Origin of the sequence: Bradyrhizobium sp. F1.4.3, from assembly GCF_040548375.1 — a bacterium.
Taxonomy (GTDB): Bacteria; Pseudomonadota; Alphaproteobacteria; order Rhizobiales; family Xanthobacteraceae; genus Bradyrhizobium.
In genome coordinates, this window is sequence record NZ_JBEPRN010000019.1 from 26,830 (window position 1) to 48,848 (window position 22,019).

General features: G+C 63.5%; 23 protein-coding genes. 9 read left to right on the plus strand and 14 right to left on the minus strand.

Annotated features, from left to right (window positions below; genetic code table 11):
• Positions 1 to 34: 34 nt before the first annotated feature.
• The 3 genes from ABIB73_RS31885 (at position 35) to ABIB73_RS31895 (ending at position 2,479) form a co-directional block, all read left to right on the plus strand.
• Entirely contained in the window at positions 35 to 967 is a 933-nt protein-coding gene (locus tag ABIB73_RS31885) for a LysR family transcriptional regulator (protein ID WP_354230618.1), read from the plus strand.
• Positions 968 to 1,090: 123 nt separating this feature from the next.
• Positions 1,091 to 1,474 carry a hypothetical protein gene (locus ABIB73_RS31890; RefSeq protein WP_354230620.1) on the plus strand — a complete coding sequence of 128 codons (384 nt, stop codon included), beginning with the start codon at positions 1,091 to 1,093 and terminating at the stop codon, positions 1,472 to 1,474.
• 261 nt (positions 1,475 to 1,735) lie between these two features.
• Entirely contained in the window at positions 1,736 to 2,479 is a 744-nt protein-coding gene (locus tag ABIB73_RS31895; protein ID WP_354230622.1) for an SDR family oxidoreductase, read from the plus strand.
• Positions 2,480 to 2,521: 42 nt separating this feature from the next.
• Here ABIB73_RS31895 and ABIB73_RS31900 read toward each other — a convergent pair whose 3' ends face one another.
• The 7 genes from ABIB73_RS31900 to ABIB73_RS31930 form a co-directional block, all read right to left on the minus strand.
• Positions 2,522 to 3,559 carry a L,D-transpeptidase family protein gene (locus ABIB73_RS31900; protein WP_354230624.1) on the minus strand — a complete coding sequence of 346 codons (1,038 nt, stop codon included), beginning with the start codon at positions 3,557 to 3,559 and terminating at the stop codon, positions 2,522 to 2,524.
• 132 nt (positions 3,560 to 3,691) lie between these two features.
• Positions 3,692 to 4,696: a 4-hydroxythreonine-4-phosphate dehydrogenase PdxA gene (locus tag ABIB73_RS31905; RefSeq protein WP_354230626.1), complete on the minus strand. Its 1,005-nt coding sequence runs from the start codon at positions 4,694 to 4,696 to the stop codon at positions 3,692 to 3,694.
• On the minus strand, positions 4,693 to 6,231 hold the full coding sequence (locus ABIB73_RS31910) for a tripartite tricarboxylate transporter permease (protein ID WP_354230628.1): 1,539 nt from the start codon (positions 6,229 to 6,231) through the stop codon (positions 4,693 to 4,695). Before ABIB73_RS31910 ends, ABIB73_RS31905 begins: the two co-directional genes overlap by 4 nt.
• Before the next feature lie 11 nt (positions 6,232 to 6,242).
• Positions 6,243 to 6,725, minus strand: a complete 483-nt coding sequence (locus tag ABIB73_RS31915; RefSeq protein WP_354230630.1) for a tripartite tricarboxylate transporter TctB family protein — start codon at positions 6,723 to 6,725, stop codon at positions 6,243 to 6,245.
• Between the two features lie 57 nt (positions 6,726 to 6,782).
• Positions 6,783 to 7,775 carry a Bug family tripartite tricarboxylate transporter substrate binding protein gene (locus ABIB73_RS31920; protein WP_354230632.1) on the minus strand — a complete coding sequence of 331 codons (993 nt, stop codon included), beginning with the start codon at positions 7,773 to 7,775 and terminating at the stop codon, positions 6,783 to 6,785.
• A 61-nt stretch (positions 7,776 to 7,836) separates the two neighbouring features.
• Entirely contained in the window at positions 7,837 to 9,096 is a 1,260-nt protein-coding gene (locus tag ABIB73_RS31925; protein WP_354230633.1) for a CaiB/BaiF CoA transferase family protein, read from the minus strand.
• Positions 9,097 to 9,105: 9 nt separating this feature from the next.
• Positions 9,106 to 9,900, minus strand: coding sequence for an enoyl-CoA hydratase/isomerase family protein (locus tag ABIB73_RS31930; RefSeq protein ID WP_354230635.1), 795 nt, complete (start codon positions 9,898 to 9,900; stop codon positions 9,106 to 9,108).
• Positions 9,901 to 10,017: 117 nt separating this feature from the next.
• On the opposite strand from ABIB73_RS31930, the gene ABIB73_RS31935 reads away from it, so the two are divergent.
• Both ABIB73_RS31935 and ABIB73_RS31940 read left to right on the plus strand, forming a co-directional pair.
• The gene (locus tag ABIB73_RS31935) at positions 10,018 to 10,683 is read left to right on the plus strand and encodes a GntR family transcriptional regulator (RefSeq protein WP_354230637.1); all 666 of its coding nucleotides are present in this window, start codon (positions 10,018 to 10,020) and stop codon (positions 10,681 to 10,683) included.
• Positions 10,684 to 10,823: 140 nt separating this feature from the next.
• Positions 10,824 to 11,459, plus strand: a complete 636-nt coding sequence (locus ABIB73_RS31940; RefSeq protein ID WP_354230639.1) for a glutathione S-transferase family protein — start codon at positions 10,824 to 10,826, stop codon at positions 11,457 to 11,459.
• 91 nt (positions 11,460 to 11,550) lie between these two features.
• Here ABIB73_RS31940 and ABIB73_RS31945 read toward each other — a convergent pair whose 3' ends face one another.
• Entirely contained in the window at positions 11,551 to 12,477 is a 927-nt protein-coding gene (locus ABIB73_RS31945) for a LysR family transcriptional regulator (protein WP_354230641.1), read from the minus strand.
• Positions 12,478 to 12,581: 104 nt separating this feature from the next.
• On the opposite strand from ABIB73_RS31945, the gene ABIB73_RS31950 reads away from it, so the two are divergent.
• Positions 12,582 to 13,457 carry an ABC transporter substrate-binding protein gene (locus ABIB73_RS31950; RefSeq protein ID WP_354230643.1) on the plus strand — a complete coding sequence of 292 codons (876 nt, stop codon included), beginning with the start codon at positions 12,582 to 12,584 and terminating at the stop codon, positions 13,455 to 13,457.
• An 18-nt stretch (positions 13,458 to 13,475) separates the two neighbouring features.
• Here ABIB73_RS31950 and ABIB73_RS31955 read toward each other — a convergent pair whose 3' ends face one another.
• The 6 genes from ABIB73_RS31955 to ABIB73_RS31980 all read right to left on the minus strand — a co-directional run bounded on the left by ABIB73_RS31955 (position 13,476) and on the right by ABIB73_RS31980 (position 18,830).
• A complete protein-coding gene (locus tag ABIB73_RS31955; RefSeq protein WP_354230645.1) occupies positions 13,476 to 14,195 on the minus strand; it encodes a haloacid dehalogenase type II in 720 nt (239 codons plus the stop codon).
• Between the two features lie 136 nt (positions 14,196 to 14,331).
• Positions 14,332 to 15,333, minus strand: coding sequence for a class II fructose-bisphosphatase (gene glpX / locus ABIB73_RS31960; protein ID WP_354230647.1), 1,002 nt, complete (start codon positions 15,331 to 15,333; stop codon positions 14,332 to 14,334).
• 163 nt (positions 15,334 to 15,496) lie between these two features.
• On the minus strand, positions 15,497 to 16,813 hold the full coding sequence (locus ABIB73_RS31965; RefSeq protein WP_354230649.1) for a homoserine dehydrogenase: 1,317 nt from the start codon (positions 16,811 to 16,813) through the stop codon (positions 15,497 to 15,499).
• 28 nt (positions 16,814 to 16,841) lie between these two features.
• Positions 16,842 to 18,062, minus strand: a complete 1,221-nt coding sequence (locus tag ABIB73_RS31970; RefSeq protein ID WP_354230789.1) for an LL-diaminopimelate aminotransferase — start codon at positions 18,060 to 18,062, stop codon at positions 16,842 to 16,844.
• A gap of 237 nt (positions 18,063 to 18,299) precedes the next feature.
• On the minus strand, positions 18,300 to 18,575 hold the full coding sequence (locus ABIB73_RS31975) for a hypothetical protein (RefSeq protein WP_354230651.1): 276 nt from the start codon (positions 18,573 to 18,575) through the stop codon (positions 18,300 to 18,302).
• Between the two features lie 42 nt (positions 18,576 to 18,617).
• A complete protein-coding gene (locus tag ABIB73_RS31980) occupies positions 18,618 to 18,830 on the minus strand; it encodes a hypothetical protein (RefSeq protein ID WP_354230652.1) in 213 nt (70 codons plus the stop codon).
• On the opposite strand from ABIB73_RS31980, the gene ABIB73_RS31985 reads away from it, so the two are divergent.
• From ABIB73_RS31985 to ABIB73_RS31995, 3 genes are read left to right on the plus strand one after another with little or no spacing between them, the layout of a single operon-like run.
• A complete protein-coding gene (locus ABIB73_RS31985) occupies positions 18,829 to 20,646 on the plus strand; it encodes a PHA/PHB synthase family protein (RefSeq protein WP_354230654.1) in 1,818 nt (605 codons plus the stop codon). The two genes, ABIB73_RS31980 and ABIB73_RS31985, sit on opposite strands and share 2 nt — an antisense overlap.
• A 58-nt stretch (positions 20,647 to 20,704) precedes the next feature.
• The gene (locus ABIB73_RS31990; RefSeq protein WP_354230656.1) at positions 20,705 to 21,103 is read left to right on the plus strand and encodes an MAPEG family protein; all 399 of its coding nucleotides are present in this window, start codon (positions 20,705 to 20,707) and stop codon (positions 21,101 to 21,103) included.
• Between the two features lie 33 nt (positions 21,104 to 21,136).
• Positions 21,137 to 22,003 (plus strand): ornithine carbamoyltransferase, encoded by an 867-nt coding sequence (locus tag ABIB73_RS31995; protein WP_354230658.1) that lies wholly within the window; start codon positions 21,137 to 21,139, stop codon positions 22,001 to 22,003.
• Positions 22,004 to 22,019 lie beyond the last annotated feature (16 nt).

Consider the following 22,019-nt stretch of genomic DNA (forward strand, 5'->3'; position numbering starts at 1 on the left):
GCTATGATCATCGATCAAACAGATAGGGTCGATAATGGGTATCGATACCGTCAATCTAGGTCGTATCGACCTGAATCTCCTCGTACATCTCGGCACGCTTCTCACCGAACGGAGCGTCACGCGGGCGGCGGCCCGCGTCGGCATTGGTCAGTCCGCGATGAGCCACAACCTTGCGCGTCTGCGGGAGCTGTTCGGCGACGAGCTTCTGACGCGAGCGCCCGAAGGCATGCGCCTTACCCCGCGCGCGGTGGTGCTGCTGGAGCCGGTGCAGGCCATGCTGGCGCAGGTCGAGGCACTGGTGTCGCGCGACCAGACCTTCGATCCGTCCACAGCCGTGCGAACATTCAGGTTCGGATTGCCGGATAGCATGGAAATCCTGTTCATGCCGGCGCTGCTCGCGCGCATGCGGGAGGTCGCGCCCGGCATCCACCTCCGGCTCTATAATTTCGATGCGTCCCGCCTGCTCGACGATCTCGACGCCGACGAAATGGAGCTCGCTATCGGCTACGACGCGTTCCAGCAGGGCCAGCTTCACCACAAGCGCCGCAAGCTGTTCACAGATAGCTATCTATGCATGTTCAATGCCGAGAAGACGGGCATCACTCCCCCGATCTCGCTTGCCGACTACGTGAGAATTCCACACGTGCTGACCAGCCTGAGACCCGGTCGCAGTGTCCGCGGCATTGTCGACGAAGCGCTGGACAAGCTCGGCCTGCGTCGCTCCATCGCCCTGACCACACCACGCTTCCTCACGGTGCCGTCGTTGGTGGCGCGGGCGCCCGTGATCGTCACCATGCAGGCACGACTGGCCCGGATGTTCGCCGCCGAACTCGGGCTCAGCCTTAGCCCCCTCCCCCTGGAGCTGCGTGAGGTCACGGTCTCATTGCTGTGGCACGCGTCCTACGATCACGATCCGGCGCACGCCTGGTTGCGCGAGCAGGTGGCGCGGCTGGCCGCTGAGCTGTGAGCGGGCGCACCGCCGCTTCATCGGTGTACAGTGGGCGCCTCGCAGGTGAACACCTCCGTCGGGTCACAGATACGCCCCAACGTCCTCCTACGCATCCGGCAGGTACCAAGTCGGAGGAAGCCCATGCGGCGTACGGCTGGTTTCACCCTGGCGATGATGCTGTTGATTGGCTTCACCGCTCCCGCTGCCTCGCAGGACCCGTGCTCGACATTGACACGACCGTACTCAGAGGCTGACACAGCCTTGAAGAAAGCTGCCGGGCTCGTCGCGCAGGACCGTTGCGATGCCTATGTGCGCTTCTCCGTGGCGTGGGCTGAGGTCGCCAAATACGCGCGTGATCACAGCGAGGCTTGCGATATTTCGGCTCCTTCGCTGAGCGACATCGACAAGCATCATCGCCAGGCGGTCTCGGAGCGCGAAGAGGCCTGCGGCGGTCGCCGTCGCAATTCGGCGCTCCCCGAGCACCGGAACCGTACATTTCCTCCAGAAATCCGGCCGCGTTGGTAAGCCGGTCAACCCCCAGCAGCCATACGTTTCTTGCGACAAGCAGACGCAGTCACAAGACAGAGGGGAATGATCCATTACCAATTCCTGTCGCATCGCAACGATAACCCGGGAGCATTTTTCGGCAGGACAGGCCTGTTAAAGGCAAGAGCTTGCCCCATTGCTCGGGTAAGATTTGCTTCGCGTCACGTTCATCGACGTGAGGGCGTGAGTGCCCGTTGGCTTTGATCAACTCACGTTCGCAGGATGCTGAGGAGACATGCCATGAAGATCGTCGTGATCGGCGGAACCGGGTTGATTGGATCCAAGCTCGTGACGAAGCTCGCCCAGCAGGGCGACGAGGCCGTGGCAGCCTCGCCAAAATCGGGCGTGAACGCCGTGACCGGCGAAGGCCTGGCTGGGGCCCTGGCTGGCGCGGATGTTGTGGTCGACGTGGCCAACGCGCCGTCCTGGGAGCCTGCCGCCGTACTCGAATTCTTCGAGCGGTCGAGCACGAACCTCGTTGCGGCTGAGGCAGCAGCTGGCGTCAAGCATCACGTGGCGCTGTCGATCGTGGGAACCGATCGCTCGCCCGACATCGCCTATTTTCGTGCCAAGCTCGCCCAGGAAACCATCGTCAAGGCCTCTCCGATCCCCTACTCGATCGTCCGCGCCACCCAGTTCTTTGAATTCCTCGGCGCCATTGGTGAAGCGGCGGCGGTTGGAGGCAATATCGTCGTTCCATCGGCATTGTTTCAGCCGATCGCGGCCGACGATGTGGTCGATTGTCTCGCCGAGATCGCAACGGGACGGCCGGTGAGCGGTACGATCGATATCGCAGGCCCCGAGAAGGCTCCCTTCAATGAATTCGTCACGCGACGCCTGAAAGCGTCCGGCGACAGCCGTCCGGTGGTGGGAGATCGCAGCGCGCAGTATTATGGCGCTCCCATTAATGACACGTCGCTGAACCCGCTCGGCGAGGCGCGGCTGGGGAAAACGCCGCTCGCAACATGGCTCGCGACGAAGTAACGCCAGATTAGCAGACGGCGTTGCTGGAACGGGCCGCTCGCATCATCCGGGGCCCGCCACGAACGCGACCGGCGTACCTTTCGAGACGCTGGCTGCGACGCGTTCGGCGTCCCAATTGGTGAGACGCACGCAGCCGTGGGATTCCGCCTTGGAGATCTTCCCCGGCGATGGCGTCCCGTGAATACCGTAGCCTTCGGCGGACAGGTTGATCCACACCGTGCCGACCGGATTGTTCGGACCGGGCTTGATGGTGAAGGGCTTGCGGGAATGGACGCCCTTGAAGTGATAAGCGGGATTGTAGCGATAGTACGGATTTCGGCTGATCTCCGTGACCTTCAGCGTGCCCGAAGGTGATGGCTTCTCCTCGCTTCCGACCGTCGCCGGATAAAATCCGATCAGCGCATTCGATTTGTCGAACAGCTTCACCGTCTGCCGGCTCTTGTCGATCTCGACCCTGTCCGCCTTGACCGCGCCGCCTCCTCCGCCAGCGGCGTCCACCACGACGATGGTGTCGCCGACGCGATCAAATTGGTGACCGGGGTTGAACGCCACCAGAAGCTGCTCGCTCATGTGAAATTTCTCGGACAACCCTTCGCGCGGACTGGTGAAGCCAAGCTTCGGGATATCCTTCATGTCCTCCATCTTCGACGGAAGCTTGCGCAGGAACGGACCCGCGACGTCCTGCCCGGCGATGGTGTAGGTCGCCGTCACCGGCCGATCGTCCACTTGGAGCGCCTTCCAGACGTCCTCGGTCAAAGCGTCCGAGCTTGGCAATTGCCGCGCTTCCGCATAGGCCCGCAGCGCCTTCTTCGCGTTCTCCCCGAACCTGCCGTCGATCTCGCCCGGCGAGAAGTGCGCCCGGTCCAGAAGGACCTGTAGCCGGACTCCCGCCGGGGTCGGCTTCTCGTTCGAGAGGGTCTTCTTCGACGGCTGAGCAGAATTGATGGTCTCTGCGGTCATTTCGCCAGCGGACGCCGGCGCAGCCATCAGGGCGAAGACCAGAAGGATACAGAGCTGCCAAGCGGGATAGACGGACCAAGCGCTATCCACCGCAGTCCGTAGCGGGCCGTCGTCGACCATGTGCCAGCTCCGAGGTGGAGACGTTCATCGGAATGGCAACTCGGCGAGACGACGGAAGTTTCCGGTTTTTCCCGAAACTCCGGAAATCTCGCGCGCGGGGCAGCGCAACAAGCACGCGCCCATTCGTGCAAATCACGTGGCGCGACGCGCGGCCATCTCGGCTGCCAGCAGCACAGCGGCGCGGGTCGCGCCGGTGGAAGCGATCCCCTGCCCCGCGATGTCGTAGGCCGTGCCATGCGCCGGCGTGCAGATCGGGAACGGAAAGCCGCCGAGCAACGTCACGCCGCGATCGAAGCCCATCAGCTTCATCGCGATCTGGCCCTGGTCGTGATACATCGTCAGCACCGCGTCGAAAGCGCCGCCCTTGGCGCGCAGGAACACGGTGTCGGCGGGAAACGGTCCTTCTGTGGCAATCCCCTCTTGCTGACCCGCCGCGACCGCAGGCGCAATGATGTCGATCTCCTCGCGGCCGAAATTGCCGCCGTCGCCGGCATGCGGATTGAGGCCTGCGACCGCGATGCGCGGCCGCGCGAAACCGGCGTTGCGCATGCAGGCATCGGTCAGCGTCAGCGCGCGATGGATGCGGTCGCTGGAGAGCTTTGCAGCGACGTCCTTGAGCGGAATGTGCGAGGTGACCCGCGCATTCCAGAGCTCGCCGAGCACATTGAATTCGCTTGCCGGGGTCTTGAGGCCGGCGATCTCCGCGGAGAACGCGATCTCGTCGTCATAGTCGGCGCGGGCGAGCCGCATCGCCTGCTTGTTGAACGGCGTGAAGCAGACGGCATCGACGCGGCCATCCCGGCCGAGCTGGAGCGCGTGCCGGTAGTTGGCCAGCGCGAACCTGCCGCCGGCAAGGCTCGCAGTTCCCCGCTCGATCCCTGCGGGATCGAGATGACCGAGATCGACAAACAGCGTCTCGCCCTGCGCCGCGCGAAGGTCGGCGCCGGGCTTCACCGTCTCCAGCTCCGGTGTGACACCGGCGACGCGCGCGCCCTCGTCGAAGATGCGCCGGTCGCCGATCACGACGAGGCGGCTACGGGCGCGAACCTCGTCCAGCGCCACGAGCTTCGCGGTCAACTCCGGGCTGATGCCGGCGGGATCTCCCATTGCGAGAGCAATGAGCGGCTTTGCGGTCATATGATCACCTTTTCCTGGCTTGTCGTCTCAGCGGCAGGCGATGCAGGCTTACGCAGCAACCGCGCGAGCTGCAACACGAGCGGAAGCAGCAGCAGCGCCATGCCGGCCACCACCAGGCTCGTCACCAGCCGGTTTGCAAAGAAGATCCCGAGCGATCCCTTGGACATCAGCATCGATTGCCGGAACGCGTCCTCGGCCTTGTCGCCGATGACGATCGCGAGCACCAGCGGCGCCAGGGGATAGAACAGCTTTTTGAAGAGATAGCCGACGATGCCGAAGCCGAGCATCATGACCACGTCGAGATAGGAGTTCGACACGGAATAGGCGCCGACGACGCAGATGATCACGATCAGCGGCGCGATGATCACGAAGGGAATCCGCATCAGTGCGGCAAACACCGGAACGGTCAGCAGCACCAACGCAACCGCGACGATGTTGCCGACATACATCGAGGCGATCAGGCCCCAGACGAAATCCTTCTGGTCGACGAACAGCATCGGCCCGGGATTAAGGCCCCAGATCATCAACCCGCCCATCATCACCGCCGCGGTGGCCGAACCGGGAATGCCGAGCGAAAGCATCGGCAACAGCGCACTGGTGCCAGCCGCATGGTCGGCCGTCTCGGGCGAGATGATGCCTTCGACCTCGCCGGTGCCGAAGTAGCGGCCACGCCGCGAGAAGCGCCGGGCAATGCCGTAGCTCATGAAGGACGCCGCCGTCGGTCCGCCCGGCGTGATCCCCATCCAACAGCCGATCGCGGCGCTGCGCAGCAGCGCTGCGCCATGCCGCGGCAGGCGGCCAACTGCCCGGAATACTTCGCGCCAATCGATCTTCGACGAGACCGCGCGGGCATGAAACTCCTCCTCGACCGCGACAAGAAGCTCACCGATGCCAAACAGGCCCATCACCGCCACGACGAAGTTCACGCCCTTCACCAGCTCATCGATGCCCATGGTGAGGCGCACGCTGCCGGAGACGGTGTCGATGCCGATGGCGGCGATTGCAAAGCCGATCGCGAGCGCCACGACCGTCTTGATCGGCGCTGCGCCGCCCATGCCGACGAAGCTCGCGAAGGCGAGGAAATAGACCGCAAAATATTCCGGCGGTCCGAAGGCGAGCGCGACCTGCGCCACCCATGACGCAAGGAAGGTGATCAGGATGACGCCGACCAGCGCGCCGAACGCGGCCGAGCCGAAGGCGGTGGCGAGCGCCGTGGTCGGCCGTCCGTCGCGCGCCATCGGATAGCCGTCGAAGGTGGTGGCAACAGAAGACGGCTCGCCTGGGATGTTGAACAGGATCGAGGTCACCGAGCCCCCGAACAGCGCCCCCCAATACATGCTGGAGAGCAGGATGATGGCTGAGACCGGCTGCATGCCGAACGTCAGCGGCAGCAGCAGCGACACGCCGTTCGGCGCACCGAGCCCCGGCAGCACCCCGACGAGAATGCCGAGCAGCACGCCGACCACCATCAGCGCCAGATGCGGCACCGTGACCGCGATCGTGAAGCCGTGCAGGAGTTCCCCGAGATTGTCCATCGGCGTCTCCGTCAGAAGCCGAGCGCGGCTGCGAGCGCGCCATGCGGCAAGCTCACCTGGAACATGCGCTCGAACACGACGTAGAGCACAAGCGCCGTCGCCGCCGCCATCGCGAGCGACCGAAGCACGGATTGATGCCTGGGAATTGCGAGCACGGCGAAGATATAGAGAGCGGAGGCGAGATACATCCCGAGCAGCGGGATCGCGGCCACGAAGATTGCGGCCGGTACGAACAGGCCGGCGAGCCGGCGCAGCTCGAACGGCGTAATGGCGACAGGGACACTTGCCAGCGACGTGGCCGGCAGCACACCCCGCACCAGATTGTAGAAACTTCCGAGTACGATCACGAGACCGACCGCGAACGGGAATGTGCCGGAATCCACGCCCGCGCTCGACCAGCCGATGCCGTTGTCCAGGCTTGAGACCACCACTGCAACACCGAAGCTGCCGGTCAGAATAGCGGTCGCGAGTTCGAGAGCGCGGCGCGATATCATCAGAAGCTCCACTCCTGCGGCGAGCAACGGAACATCATGGTGCGGTGCTCCGCCATCCTACTTGATGAGCCAGCCCTGCTCGCTTGCAACCTGCCTGAGATGCTCGAGATCCTCCTTGATGAACTTGTCGAACTCCGCGCCCGTCAGGAACGTGTCGATCTGCGAGGACTTCTCGATGTAGTCCTTCCATTCCGGCGTGGCCTGCACCTTCTTCATGAGGTCGACGTAGAACGCCGCCTGGTCCGGCGTGATCTTGCCGGGCAGCCACACCGTGCGCGGCTGCTCATATTGCGCGATGTCGAGGCCCTGCTCGACGCAGGTCGGAACGTCGCTCCAGCCTTCGGTCGCGGTGATCTTGGCGCCCTGCGGCAGTCGCTTCGGGCTGAAGGCGCAGAGCGGGCGCTGCGTTCCGCCGCGCCATTGCCCGAGGCTCTCGCTGGGATTGTTGACATGCGAATCGATGTGCCCGCCGGCGAGCTGCACGGCGGCTTCAGCGCCGCTCTTGAAGGGGATGTAGGTGAGTTTCACATGACCGGCCTTCTCGATCATGCGGGTCAGCACCTCGTCGGTATCCTTGGACTGCGCGCCGCCCATCTTGAAATCGCCTGTGGCAGCAGCCTTCAGATAGTCGCCCGCCGTCTTGTAGGGCGCGTCCTGCTTGACCCAGAGCAGGAATTCATCCTGCGCCATGGCCGCGATCGGGGTGAGGTCGGTGTAGTTGAAGGCGACCTTGGAGACGAGCGGCTGCTGCCAGGCGTTCGACGTGCCGAAGATCACCTTGTAGGGATCGCCGGCGGAGGCCTTGCCGTAGACATAGCCTTCCGCGCCGCTGCCACCGGCCTTGTTGACGACGACGATCGGCTGGTCCGTCAGCTTGTACTTGGTGATGATGTTCTGCACCGCGCGGGCGATATTGTCGGTGCCGCCGCCGGGACCTGCGGTCGCCACGAACTCGATCGGCTTCTGCGGCTGCCAGGCTGCGCGCGCCGGCATCGTGCCGGCGATCACGACCGCGGCTGCGGACAGCAGAAATGTTGACGTGCGACCCATGGTTCCCTCCGACTGATTTTGTTTATTTTGCTGGTCTTGTGTCTGTCGTAGCGGCGTTCGCTCAGGCGACGCGTTCCGCGCGCCTCCCAGAGGCCGAAACGATGGCGCCCTGCTTCTCGAGGGCCTCGATGTCCTGGTCGCTGAACCCGTGCTCGGCCAGCACCTCTCGGGTGTGCTCGCCATAGACGGGCGCACCGGAGCGGACCTTGCCGGGCGTCTCGGAGAATTTGACGGGCAGCCCGATCGTCTTCACGGGGCCGAGCGTGGAATGCTCGACCTCGACGACCATCTCGCGCGCCAGCGTCTGCGGATCGCTCAAAGCCTCCAGCATGTCGTGCACGGGTCCGCACGGCACGCCCTTCTCGTCGAGTGCGGCGAGCCAATGCGACCGCGATTTGGTGCGGAAGCGCTCGCTCAGGACCGCTTCGAGCTCCTTCAGATGCGCCATGCGATCGGCCCCGGTGACGAAGCGCGGGTCGGCGGCGAGTTCGCTCGCGCCGAGCGCTTCCAGCATCAACAGCCAATGCTTCTTGTTGGCACCGCCGACCACGAGCCAGCCGTCGGAGGCTTCAAAAGCCTGATACGGCGCATTGAGCGGATGCGCCGAGCCCATCGCACGCGGCGCCGTGCCGGCGGCAAGCGCGATCGTCGATTGCCAGTAGGTCTGCACCAGAGCTGCTTCATAGAGTGACGTCTCGACCCACTGCCCTTCGCCGGTCTTGAGACGATGGGTGTAGGCGGCCAGAATGCCCATGCTTGCGAGCAACCCCGCAGTGATGTCGGACAGTGGCGGGCCGCACTTCACCGGCGGACCGTCGGGGCGCTCGCCGGTAAAACTCATGATGCCGCTCATGGCCTGCGCGACCAGATCAAAACCGCGGCGGTGCTTGTAGGGCCCGGTGCGGCCGAAGCCCGACAGCGAGCAGTAGATCAATGTCGGGAATTCCTGGTGCAGATCCTCGTAGCCGAAGCCCAGGCGCTCCATGGCGCCCGGCGCGAAATTCTCGACCAGCACGTCGGCGCCCGCGATCAGCCGCCGCAGCACGCGCTTGCCGCCGTCGGTCTTCAGATCCAGCACGATGCCGCGCTTGTTGCGGTTCATCATCAGGAAGGACGCCGCCTCGTCGCCGATCTTCGGCGGCACCGAATGGCGGGTGTCATCGCCGTTCGGCCATTTCTCGATCTTGATGACGTCGGCGCCCATGTCGGCGAGCATCAGGGTGCAGGTCGGCCCCGCCATGACATGGGTGAGATCGATGACCTTGAGGCCGGCGAGCGGTCCCGGACGACGGGAGGTTGTTTGCGATCGATCGCTTTGCATCGGCCTGTCCTATTGACCGCGCCATTGCGGCGCGCGCTTGTTGAGGAAAGCATCGAGCCCTTCGCGAAAATCCTGGCTCGTGTAACACATCAGGATGAGGTCTTCTCCCTCGTCCCGCGTCAGCCGCTTTTGCAGGCGGGCCACCGCCTGCTTGGTCGCGGTCAGCGTCAGCGGCGCGTGGCTGGCCAGCAGCCGCGCAACCTCATCGGCGCGCCGGTCGAGCGCCGCGCCATCCTCGACGACCTCGCCGAGCAGCCCGACGCTTGCAGCCTCCGTGGCGTCGACAAGGCGCGCGGTGAAGATCAGGTCCTTGACGCGCGCGGCACCGATCAGCGCAGTGAGACGGCTGACATTGGACATCGACAGGCAGTTGCCGAGCGTCCGGGCGATGGGAAACCCGATCTTGGCGCTTTTCGTGCCGATGCGCAGGTCGCAGGCAGAGGCAATGCCCGCCCCTCCGCCCGTGCAGAACCCGTTGATCGCCGCGATTGTCGGTACCCGGCACTGTTCGAGCGTGGTGAGGACGCGATCGATCCGGTTCTCGTAGTCGATCGAGTCCTGCGGCGTCTTGAATTCGCGGAACTGGTTGATGTCGGTGCCCGAAGCGAAGGCCTTGTCGCCGGCACCGCGCAGCACGAGGACTTTGATCGCGCGATCGCCATTGGCCTGCTCGCAAATGGCTGCCAAGCGCTCGTACATGGCGAAGGTGAAGGCGTTGCGGGCCTGCGGGCGGTTGAAAGTGACCCGCCCGATGCCGTCCTCAAGTTCGAAAACGAGGTGTTCCGCCTCTGTGGCCTGGTCCATTTCCTCACATTCCCTGTTTTTTGTATTTTTGAATGCAAAATTTCAGATTTTCAAGCTATAAGTTGGTCGTAACGCGCTAATTAATTCACTTTTGAATGCAAAATAGAGCTTGATCATATGCTTCATGAGGAGGTCGTCGGCCGCATCCGCGCCATTCTGCTCGACGGCGAAATCCCGCCGGGCGCGCGGATCCCCGAGCGCGAGCTATGCGACCGGCTCGATATCTCGCGCACGCCGCTGCGTGAAGCGCTCAAGGTGCTGGCCGCCGAGGGTCTCGTGCAGCTACTGCCCCATCGCGGCTCGCGCGCCGCGAAGCTGACCGACAAGGACATGCGCGACCTGTTCGAAGTCTGCCAGGGTCTCGAGGCGCTTGCCGGCGAACTCGCCTGCGAGCGCATCACGGATCAGGAGATCGCGGAGATCGCCGCCGCGCACGCGGTCATGGTTCAGCATTATCGCGAGGGCGACCTGATTCAGTACTATCGCGGCAACCGCGCCGTTCACGAAGCCATCGTCATCGCGGCCGGAAATCCGGCGCTGACCGGGCTCTATGCATCCGTGACCGCGCGCATCCGGCGCGCGCGCTACGTCACGCCGATGACGCCGCAGCGCTGGGCGTTCGCCGTCAGCGAGCACGAAGCGATCCTGAACGCGCTCCAAAGGCGCGACGGCGTCGGCCTTTCGCACATCCTGCGTGCGCATCTGCGGCACAAGCGCGAAGAGGTCTTGCAGGCAGGTTTTGCCGAAGCGGAGGCGAATGAGCTCACGCTGAGAATTCCGTGACCACAAGTGTTCGCACAGCACCGCCGGCCAGTGTCGCACGGACCTGGCCACTCGCGCGGCCGCTCACTAGAAGTCACGACGGCTTGTAAACCCGCCAAGATCGGGCAATGCTGATCGTGGCAGGGTCAGGACCGCGTCGCATGGCAATAGAGCTGCACGGCTACCAATACAGCGTCTATTCCTGGATCGCCCGCCTGGCTCTCCACGAAAAGGGCGTGGCCCACAATTGGATCGAGGTGAATCCATTCGCCGAGACTATCCCTGCGAGCTACCTCGCAACGCATCCCTTCAAGCGCGTGCCCGCACTGATTCACGCTGGGTTCATCGCCTACGAAACGGGCGCCATCACGCGTTATGTAGATGAAGCTTTTGACGGTCCCAGGCTTCAGTCCATGGAGCCGAGAGAGCGGGCTCGCGGCAATCAGATCATGTCGATCGTCGACAGCTACGCGTACTGGCCGCTGGTGAGGCAAGTCTTCTCCCACGGAGTTTTCAGGCCGCGCATGGGATTGCCGGTGGACAAGGACGAATTTCGAAAAGGCCTCGAAGCTGCGCCAGGGATACTTGCAGCGCTGGAGGCAGCCGCTGGCGGCGGCCCGTACCTCTGCGGCAATCAAGTGTCGCTGGCCGACATCCATCTGGCGCCGATGATTGGCTATTTTGTCCTCTCCGACCAAGGCAGAGCGCTTCTCCAAAAGCACCCCGCAGTTAGTTACTGGTGGTCGGAGTTCTCCGCGAGAGCCGCGTTTGTGGCCACAAGGCCGCGATTGCCATAAGTCCTGCTGCGGCCATGGTCACCGCTTTGACGCCTCCAAAGGTTCAACCTGCCGAGGCATCGAAGCGAGCGCGCGCACGCGTTCTTCCGTGCTAGGCCCGATTGCCGAACAGATCGAGCGTGACCGATCGCAGCCAGCGGTGGGCGGGATCGCGATGATAACGCTCGTGCCAATATTGGGCGATCTCGATACGCGGCAGTGCAACCGGCGTTCTAAATACCGTCATTCCGAGCGGTTCTGCGATGATGGCGGCCAGATTGGCGGGCAAGGTCGCGACGCCATCGGTTTGCGACGCCACGATCGCGCCCGCGATGAAACTCGGCACCAGCAACAGGATATTGGCGCGCGCGATCGTGCGCGTCAGCACGCGCTGCGTCTCGATATGGGCTGCATGCCCGGTCTCGGACGCGGTGATCAGGATATGCTGCTCGGCCAGAAATCCCCGGCGCGTGCGCGCGTCCGCCGGTCTCGGATGCCCTCGCCGGACCACACTGGCATAGCCGTCCGAATAGAGCCGCTGGGAGCGAAGATGACCCGCCGCTCGCGGCAAGGCGCCGAGCGCAAGATCCGCTTCCCCCGACTCGAGCTTGAGTGCGAAGTGCCGTGAATCCAGCGGCAATGCGCGCACCTGAATTCGCGGCGCAAGTTTCGCGAGGCGGGCGACCAAGGGCGGGAGAAATCGCACCATGCCGACGTCGGTCAAAAGCAGGCTGAAGGTCTTTTCCGACTTCTGCGGATCGAACGGCAGCCGATCCTGCCAAAGTCTGTCGGTCATCTCGAGCAAGGCTCGGATCTGCGGAGCCATCTCGATCGCACGCGCCGTCGGTTGCACGCCGCTGCCGCGGCGAACGAACAGGGGATCGTCGAAGCGGAGGCGCAATCGCGCCAGTAATTTGCTGACGGCCGGCTGCGTGGTTTCGAGACTTGCGGCAGCACAAGTGATGCTGCCCTCGCGGATCAACGCGTCGAGCACCTTGAGGTCGCGGAAGTCGATCCCGGAAGATTCCATTTTTGACATATGAAACATTCCTATTGAGCCATGGATCGAGCTTCGCTGTTTGCTATCCTGCAGTCAAAGACATATCGAACGGCCGGACCGCTCCGGCGAATATGGAGGAAGCCATGACCAAATTCGTCATCGAATCGCATTTCCGTCTTCAGGAGTGGGTGGCCGAGGAGAAAGGCTATTTCCGCGACGAAGGGCTCGACTACGAATTCCGCGAGCTGATCCGCTCGACGGAAGGCCAGCACCACAACAAGGTCAACGAAGGCGCCTTCCAGAGTATCGAGAAGGGGCGCAAGGCCGACGTCAGCTGCGCCTGTCACTGGACCGTCAACGTCGCCGCCTCGAACGGCCACGCCAAGCTTTATGCCGACGTCTACTCGGTCGCGCCTTCCGGAATCTACGTTCCGGCCGATTCCAAGATCCGCACGCCTTCCGACCTTGCCGGCGTCCCGATTTCGGTCGGCTTCCAGTCAGGCAGCCATTATTCGACAATCCAGGCGCTCGAGCAGTACCTCGCGCCCGACCAGATCAACCTGACCTTCGAGGACGGCATGCTGTTTCGCAGGATGGAGCTGCTGTTCGAGGGCAAGAGCGAAGCCGCCGCACTGTTCAACGGTCCCTACTATTTCGCCGAGCAGCTCGGCTATCGCAAGATCGTCGACACGACGTTCATGATCGCTTCAATGATCAATGGCGATCCGGCCCCCGAAGACATCAAGCGCTACTTCCGTGCCCTGAAGAAAGCCCAGCGCGACATCGACCTACGCCCGGAGCTTTACACCCGCTATTACAAGAACGAGTTTCCGGAGCACTTCCACGCGGCCATGGATACGCGGCGTTGGGGGCCCGGCGAGAGGATCGTGTTCGAACCCTATTCGCGCGAGATCTACGAACAGTCGTTCGACTGGATCGAGAAGCACGGCATTTTCCAAGCCGGCACGATGGGCGACGGCGTCTACGATAAGGCTACGGTCGCGTTCGGCAAGATTTGAGCGGCGGCGCAGCGAGGCCTAGCAGCCGAGCCTATCGGCGACGCCGCCGAAATCCCTGGCGACGATGTCCCAGTTGCCGGTGGCTTCGAAATCGATCTTTTGCAGCGGACCATACTCGGTCGGCCGCGCGACGAAAGCGGTCTTCAAGCCGTAGCTCTGCGCGGCCTTGAGGTCGTAATTGTGGGCCGCGACCATCAACACCTCTTCCGGCTTGAGGCCGAGCAATCGCGCGGCACCAAGATAGGTCTCGGGATCGGGCTTGTAGTGCTCGAACAGCTCGGCCGACATGATGAGATCCCAGGGGAGGCCCGCGAATTTCGCCATGTTGGTGAGCAGCGCGACGTTGCCGTTGGAGAGCGGCGAGATGATGAATTTCGATTTCAGCCGCGTCAGGCCGGCGACGCTGTCGGGCCAGGGATGCAGGCGGTGCCAGCCCTTGGTAATGTAGTCGAGGTCGGCCTCGGTGAGGCCCTTGATCGCAAATGTCTCGACCAGCTTGTCCAGCGAACGGCGGTGCAGGGCGTCGAGGATGACGTAGCCGCGTTCAGGGTGCTTGCGCACGTCATCCATCGCGGCCGTGTACATGCCGCGCCAGCCATCGACCAGTGCGGTCCAGTCGGCGGTGATACCGCGGCCCTTGCCCCACCACATGAGGTCGGTGATCAGGCTGGTACGCCAGTCGACGACGGTGCCGAACACGTCGAACACCAAGGCTTTGACGGCGGTGAGATCGGACATGTGCGCTTCCCTGTATTGCTCATTTTTGGTCATTCCGGGATGCGCCGTGAGGCGCAGGCCCGGAATCCATACTCCCGATCGTGGTTATGGATTCCGGGCTCGACGCTTCGCGTCGCCCCGGAATGACAGCCGTGCTTCAGTCGAGGTGGAACTTCGCCAACTCGCGGTGCTCGGCCTTGATGTAGCGCACGGTGCCGGTGACGGAGCGCATCACCACCGTCTCGGTCTCGATCACGCCGTCCTTGCGGAACTTCACGCCCGAGAGCAGCGAGCCCGTGGTAACGCCGGTGGCGGCAAACAGGCAGTCGCCCCGCGCCATATCCTCGATGCCGTAGATCATCTTGGGATCGTTGACGCCCATCTTGGCAGCGCGCTCACGCTTCTCGTCGGAGTCGAGAATGAGCCGGCACTGCATCTGACCGCCGATGCAGCGCAGGGCCACCGCCGCGAGCACGCCTTCCGGCGCGCCGCCGGTGCCGAGATACATGTCGACGCCGGTGTTATCGGGGTCTGCGCAGTGGATCACGCCGGCGACGTCGCCGTCGGTGATGAGGCGCACGGCAGCCCCCGTCGAGCGCACGCTCTCGATGATGCTGGCATGGCGCGGACGGTCGAGCACAAGCACGGTGATGCCTTCCGGCGTGACGCCCTTGGCCTTGGCAAGACGGCGGACGTTTTCCGCTGGCGTAGCGTCGAGCTCGACGACGCCTTTGGCGTAACCGGGGCCGATCGCGAGCTTCTGCATGTAGACGTCGGGCGCGTGCAGCAGCGTGCCGCCGTCAGCCATCGCCATGGTGGCAATCGAGCCCGGCATGTTCTTGGCGCACAGCGTGGTGCCTTCGAGCGGGTCGACCGCGATATCGACCTGCGGGCCGGCGTTCATGCCAACCTTCTCGCCGATGAACAGCATCGGCGCCTCGTCGCGCTCGCCCTCGCCGATCACGATGGTGCCCTCGATCGGCAGCTTGTTGAGCTCGCGCCGCATCGCGTCCACCGCGGCCTGGTCGGCCGCCTTCTCATTGCCGTGCCCGCGCAGCCGCGCCGAAGACACCGCCGCCCGCTCCGTCACCCGCACGATTTCCAGCGTGAGAATGCGCTCGAGCAACGCGTGCGGCGGGACTGAAATATGGGTCGACATCGGCTCACTCCTTCAAACAGTTCGGGACAGAAGTCTCTGCCCGCATCAACTCGCAACGCCCACGGTTCGTTCGTTTGAACCGTCCTCTTTGTTTGAGCATGCTCTTTCCGGAAAACCGCTTCACGCTTGGCGCTAACGCGATCCTTCGGATCCGGAGCATGCCCTAGTTCTTCTCGATCCGGATGACCTGCGGCCGTCCGCTGATCACCTTGTCGTGCTGCACGGCGGCGAGCGCGCGGCGCACCGCGTCCTCATGCGTCGCATAGGTGATCAGGATGACGGGCACGGGCACCGCCTTGCCATTTGCCGGCCCAGTGCCGCCATTGGGATGACGCTGCACGATCGACTCGATCGAAATCTTCTGCTCTGCAAGCCGGGTCGCGATCGCAGCCGCGGTGCCCGGGAAATCGCGCGCCAAAAGGCGGATGTAGTAGCCGCCCTCATGGCGCTCCATCGGCGCCTTCTTGGTCTCGCGAAGCTGCGAGATGGGCCGGCCGAACGGATTGGCGCGGATGCCACGCGCGACGTCGGCGATGTCGGCGACGACGGCGGATGCGGTTGCCGCGCCGCCCGCACCCGGGCCGACCAGCGTGATCGGCGGAATGCCCTCGCCATCGATCGTGACCGCATTGGTGACACCCATCACCTGCGCGATCGAGGAGGATTTTGGAACCATGGTCGGATGCACGCGCTGCTCGATGCCCTTGGCGGTGCGAACCGCAACGCCGAGCAGCTTGAGCCGGTAACCGAGATCGTCAGCGGCGCGCAGATCTTCCGGCGCGATGGAGGAGATACCTTCGACATACACTGCGCTTTGAGCAACTTTCGTGCCGAAAGCGAGGCTGGCGAGAATCGCGAGTTTCTGCGCGGTATCGTGGCCGTCGACGTCGAAGGACGGATTGGCCTCGGCATAGCCGAGCCGCTGCGCATCCTTCAGGCATTCGGCGAAGGACAGGCCCTCCTGCTCCATCCGCGTCAGGATATAATTGCAGGTGCCGTTGAGGATACCGTAGACGCGGTTGATACCGGTTCCCGCGAGGCCCTCGCGTAACGTTTTGATGACGGGGATCGCGGCACCGACGGCTGCCTCGAAATTCAGCGCACCGCCATGCTTTTCGGCGGCCTTGGCCAGCTTGATCCCGTGCTTGGCAAGCAGCGCCTTGTTGGCAGTGACGACGGACTTACCGGCGTTGAGCGCAGCTTCGACCGCCGAGAGCGCGGGATCGCCGGCGCCGCCCATCAACTCGACGAAGCAGTCGATTCCGGGATGGGTTGCGAGCGCCATCGGATCCCTGACCCATTCGACGCCGCGCAGGTCGATGCTGCGCTTCTTCGCCTTCGAGCGTGCGGTGACGGCGACGACTCGAATGCCCCGGCCGCTGCGGCCGGCGAGCACGCGGGCCTGGGTTTCAATCAAACGGACAACTTCGGCGCCCACAGTGCCGAGCCCCGCTATGCCCACTTTCAGGGGTACGACCATAATGCTTCAGAAAACCTGTCGAAGAGAATTAACGCCGGTTGGCGAGCGGAACGACGTTGTGCAACGTTTCGATGCCGCTTTCAAGGAAGCGGCGCACGCCGCGCGCGGCCTGCCTGATCCGTTGCTCGTTTTCCACCATGGCGATGCGGACATATCCTTCACCATGCTCGCCGAAGCCGACGCCGGGCGAGACCACGACGCCGGATTTCTCCACCATCAATGTTGCGAATTGCATGCTGCCGACGCTGCGGAACGCTTCCGGCAGCGGCGCCCAGGCGAACATCGAGGCATCCGGCGGCGGGATCTCCCAGCCGGCCCGGCCAAACGACTCCACCAGCGCGTCACGGCGCTTGCGGTAGGTATCGCGCATCTCCTTGATGCAATCGTCCGGGCCGTTCAGCGCGGCGGTCGCGGCGACCTGCACCGGCGTGAACGCGCCGTAGTCGAGATAGGATTTGACGCGGGCAAGTGCGGCAATCACGCGCTCATTGCCGACCGCAAAGCCCATGCGCCAGCCGGCCATCGAATAGGTCTTCGACATCGAGGTGAATTCGACGGTGACGTCGATCGCGCCAGGCACCTGGAGCACCGAGAGCGGCGGGTTGTTCTCGTCAAAATAGACCTCGGCATAGGCGAGATCCGACAGGATCAGGATCTCGTGCTTCTTCGCGAACGCGACGAGGTCCTTGTAGAAGTCGAGGCTCGCGACATAGGCGGTCGGGTTCGAGGGATAGCAGACCACAAGTGCCAGCGGCTTCGGGATCGAATGCACGATCGCCCGCTCCACCGCCTCGAAGAACTGCGGCGTCGGCTCCGACGGCACCGAGCGGATCACCCCGCCTGCCATCAAAAAGCCGAAGGCGTGAATCGGGTAGCTCGGGTTCGGGCAGAGGATGACATCGCCGGGCGCGGTGATCGCCTGCGCCACGTTGGCAAAGCCCTCCTTCGAACCGAGGGTCGCCACCACCTGGGTGTCCGGATTGAGCTTTACGCCGAAGCGGCGCTCGTAATAGCCGGCCTGGGCCCTGCGCAGGCCGGGGATGCCGCGCGAGGCCGAGTAGCGGTCGGTGCGCGGCTTGCCCAGGGTCTCCTTGAGCTTCTCCAGGACATGCGGCGGCGCCGGCAGGTCCGGATTGCCCATGCCGAGGTCGATGATGTCGGCACCGGCATTCCGCGCGGCCGCCTTGGCCCGGTTGACCTGCTCGAACACGTAAGGCGGCAGGCGGCGGATGCGGTAAAAATCTTCCATGGGTCCAGACATCGCTTCTTGGGCTCCGGGCAACCGGTCAGGGCAGAATCGAACGGTCAAGACGGACCATTGGAGAGGCTTCGACCCTTTCGCAAAAATCACTCAAAATCAAATACTTCGAGCGAATTTCAGTGACGGGGATTGAAGTCCCTTGCTCTGACTCTCGGCTGAACTGAGGTCTTTTTAGCACGGAGTGACGGGGGCGCCAGCGATTACCTTGCGCCGCCTCACCCCTCTCTACTTGGCATCCTTGGCGGCGACGGCCTGGCGGTCACGCGCAGCGGCAAGCTCCGCCTCGATCTTGGCGCGCTGGTCGGGTGGGATGACCGCCTGATCGCGATCCGGCGGCAGGTCGTGCACCGGCAGGTAGCCGCTGGGGTCTTTCGGATGCGCCTGCGCGTCGGCGGGCGTGAGGTCCGCGAGTTGACTCGAGCAGCCGCCCATCGCGAACGCCGCGATCAGCAGCGCGCCGCAGATCAGCAGCGTCTTTTGCAAGTCCCTCAACGCCAACACTTGGGAATCCCCTACTCGTCCCAGCGCCCGGCTGTGGGAAGCTTAACCCAACAACCCGCCCAAGCTCAAACCATTGCTGCCCGAAATGGCGCGAGCGAGAAAACATCCAAAACCCATCAAGCGGACCGGTGCGGCCTGATTGTGACGGAACCAAGAAACTTTATCGCAGTGCAGCACATCTTCGCGCCTGTTTGACGCCAAACGTGCGAGCTTCGCGGTGACGAATACGGAATGAATCGTTACTGTCGCCTTCATGAGTACCGCCACGACCGATACGCCCAAATCCGGCATGAAGTCTGACACGAAGTTCGATGCGGAGGCCTTCGCGATGAATGTCGCGCGGGCCATGGAGAGCGGCGGCAAGGCGCTTGCCGCGTATCTGAAGCCGCGCGAAAGCGGCGAGGTTCAGGATCGTCCGCCGGCCGAGCTTACCGAAGTCGTCAAGGCCTTCACGTCGGTCGCCGAATACTGGCTGTCGGACACCTCGCGCGCCTCCGACGTCCAGACCAAGCTTGCCAAGGACTATCTCGACCTCTGGGGCTCCGCGGCGCGGCGGATGGCCGGCCAGGACGCGCAGCCTGCGATTGCGCCCTCGCCGCGCGACAAGCGCTTTGCCGATCCGGAGTGGAAATCGAACCAGTTTTTCGATTTCATGATGCAGCTCTATCTGCTCACGACCAGATGGGCACAGGAGCTGGTGCGCGACGCAGAGCTTGATCCGCAGACCCGCCGCAAGGCCGAGTTCTACGCCCAGCAGGTCACCAACGCGCTGTCGCCGTCGAACTTCGTGCTGACCAATCCGGAGGTGCTGCGCGAGACGGTCGCAAGCAGCGGCGAAAATCTCGCGCGCGGCCTGACGATGCTGGCCGAGGACATCGCCGCCGGCAAGGGCATGCTGAAGATCCGCCAGTCCAATCCGGACAACCTCGTCGTCGGCGTCAACATGGCGACCACGCCGGGCAAGGTGATCCACCAGAACGAGATGATGCAGCTGATCCAGTATTCGCCGACGACGGAGAAGGTGCTGCGCACGCCCCTCCTCATCGTGCCGCCCTGGATCAACAAGTTCTACATCCTCGATCTCAAGCCGGAGAAATCCTACATCAAGTGGTGCGTCGACCAGGGCATCACCGTGTTCGTGATCTCATGGGTCAATCCCGATAAGCGGCTCGGAGCCAAGAGCTGGGAAGACTACATGAAGGAAGGCGTTCTGACGGCGATGGACGTCATCGAGCGCGCGACCGGCGAGTTGAAGGTGCACACCGCCGGCTATTGCGTCGGCGGCACGATGCTCGCGACCACACTGGCCTGGCTCGCCGAGAAGCGCCGCCAGCGGGTGACCTCGGCGACGTTCTTCGCAGCGCAGGTCGACTTCACCCATGCCGGCGATCTCCTCGTTTTCGTCGACGAGGATCAGATCGCAGCGCTCGAGCAGGACATGAAGGCGTCCGGCGTGCTCGAAGGCTCAAAGATGGCGATGGCCTTCAACATGCTGCGCTCCAACGATTTGATCTGGTCCTACGTCGTCAGCAACTATCTGAAAGGCCAGCAGCCGAGCGCATTCGACCTGCTGCACTGGAATTCGGACGCCACGCGCATGACCGCGTCGAACCATTCCTACTATTTGCGCAACTGCTATTTGGAGAACCGGCTGTCCACGGGCACGATGGTGCTCGACAACACCCTGCTCGACCTCTCCAAGGTCAAGGTCCCCGTCTACAACCTTGCCACCCGCGAAGACCACATCGCGCCGGCCGAATCGGTGCTGTACGGCTCGCAGTTCTTCGGCGGCCCGGTGAAATATGTGCTATCCGGCTCCGGCCACATCGCAGGCGTCGTCAATCCGCCCGCCTCGAACAAGTACCAGTACTGGACCAACGACAACGTCAAGGACGTCAACGTGGCCCAGTGGATGAAGGACGCGGTGGAGCACAAGGGCTCGTGGTGGCCGGACTGGCGCGAATGGCTTGGTGGGCTCGATCCGGAGGAAGTCCCGGCGCGCGGCGTCGGCAGCGAAGCGTTGCCGCCGATCGAAGACGCGCCCGGCAGCTATGTCAGGGTTCGCGCATAGCGCAACGGCGCGCGCTTTCGTATAAGCTCACGACATCGATTTTGGAGGGGACCGGGTTATGACGCGCGAATTGTTCTGGCTGACGTGTACGGTGATCCTGACCGGAATCCTCTGGATTCCCTACACTATCAATCGCTGCCAGGTTCGGGGGCTCGGTGGCGCGATGGCCAACCCCTCGCGCGGCGACAAGCCGCAATCGGAGTGGGCGAACCGCCTGATGTTCGCGCATGACAACGCCGTCGAGAACCTCGTGCTGTTCGCGCCGCTGGTACTGATCCTGAACGCGATCGATTATTCCTCGAAATGGACGGTACTCGCCTGCGTGGTCTATTTCTGGTCACGCGTCGCGCATCTGATCGTCTATGCGCTCGGGGTTCCGGTGTTCCGTACATTGGCCTTCACCGTCGGCTTCCTGGCGCAGGCCGTGCTGGCGCTGGCGATCTTCAAGCTGGTTTAGTCTCGTGTCCCGGACGCGCCGCAACGCCTAGCAATGCACAACGAATCCAGCCGGGATTTTCTCCAATTCCACGATCTGGGCGCGGACACGCTCCTGTCGATCATCGACCGCGCGCAGGTGCTGGCGGCAGCGTGGGACGACCTTTCCATGCCTCAAAGCCTCGCTGGAAGGCGCGTGGCCGTTATCGCCGACGATGGTGGATGGCGGAATACGACGGCGTTCGATCTTGGCGTCAGGGCCATGGGCGGCATTTGCGTGCAACCGCCGATCCGATTCAATGTCAGCGAGGCGACCGCTGACTTGGCAGAATATCTCGACAACTGGTTCGACATCCTGGTCGTCCGCACCCGGGAACTGGCGACCTTGCACGAGCTTGCATCGAACGCCACCGCGCCGGTCGTCAATGCGAGAACGCGGTCAAATCACCCCTGCGAGACGCTTGGTGATCTTGCTTATGTCCGGTGCAAGCGAGGACATCTCGACGGCCTCAAGATTGTCGGCGTGGCCCCCGATGCCAACATCCTGCGATCCTGGATCGAAGCGTCCATCGCCCTGCCGATCGAGGTGACCCAAGCCTACCCGGCCGATTGGCATATCCGCGACATCGCAAGTCCGCGGTTCGCGGCAAGCACCGATCTGGACGCATTGCATGAGGCGGATGTGATCATCACGGATTGCTGGCCCGACGGGGCGCATCACGATCAACTCGGGCAATACCGGATATCGGCGCAGTTCCTCGACAAATGCCGCAGCGATGCAATTTTCCTCCCCTGCCCGCCGGTGACCAGAGGTCAAGAAGTCACGACTGATGCAATGACCCATTTCGCTTGCCAGAGCACGGTGGCGAAGGCTTACCTTCTGCACGCGCAAAACGCGCTGCTGGAATGGATCGCCGCATAGCGCCGGTGATTTTCAC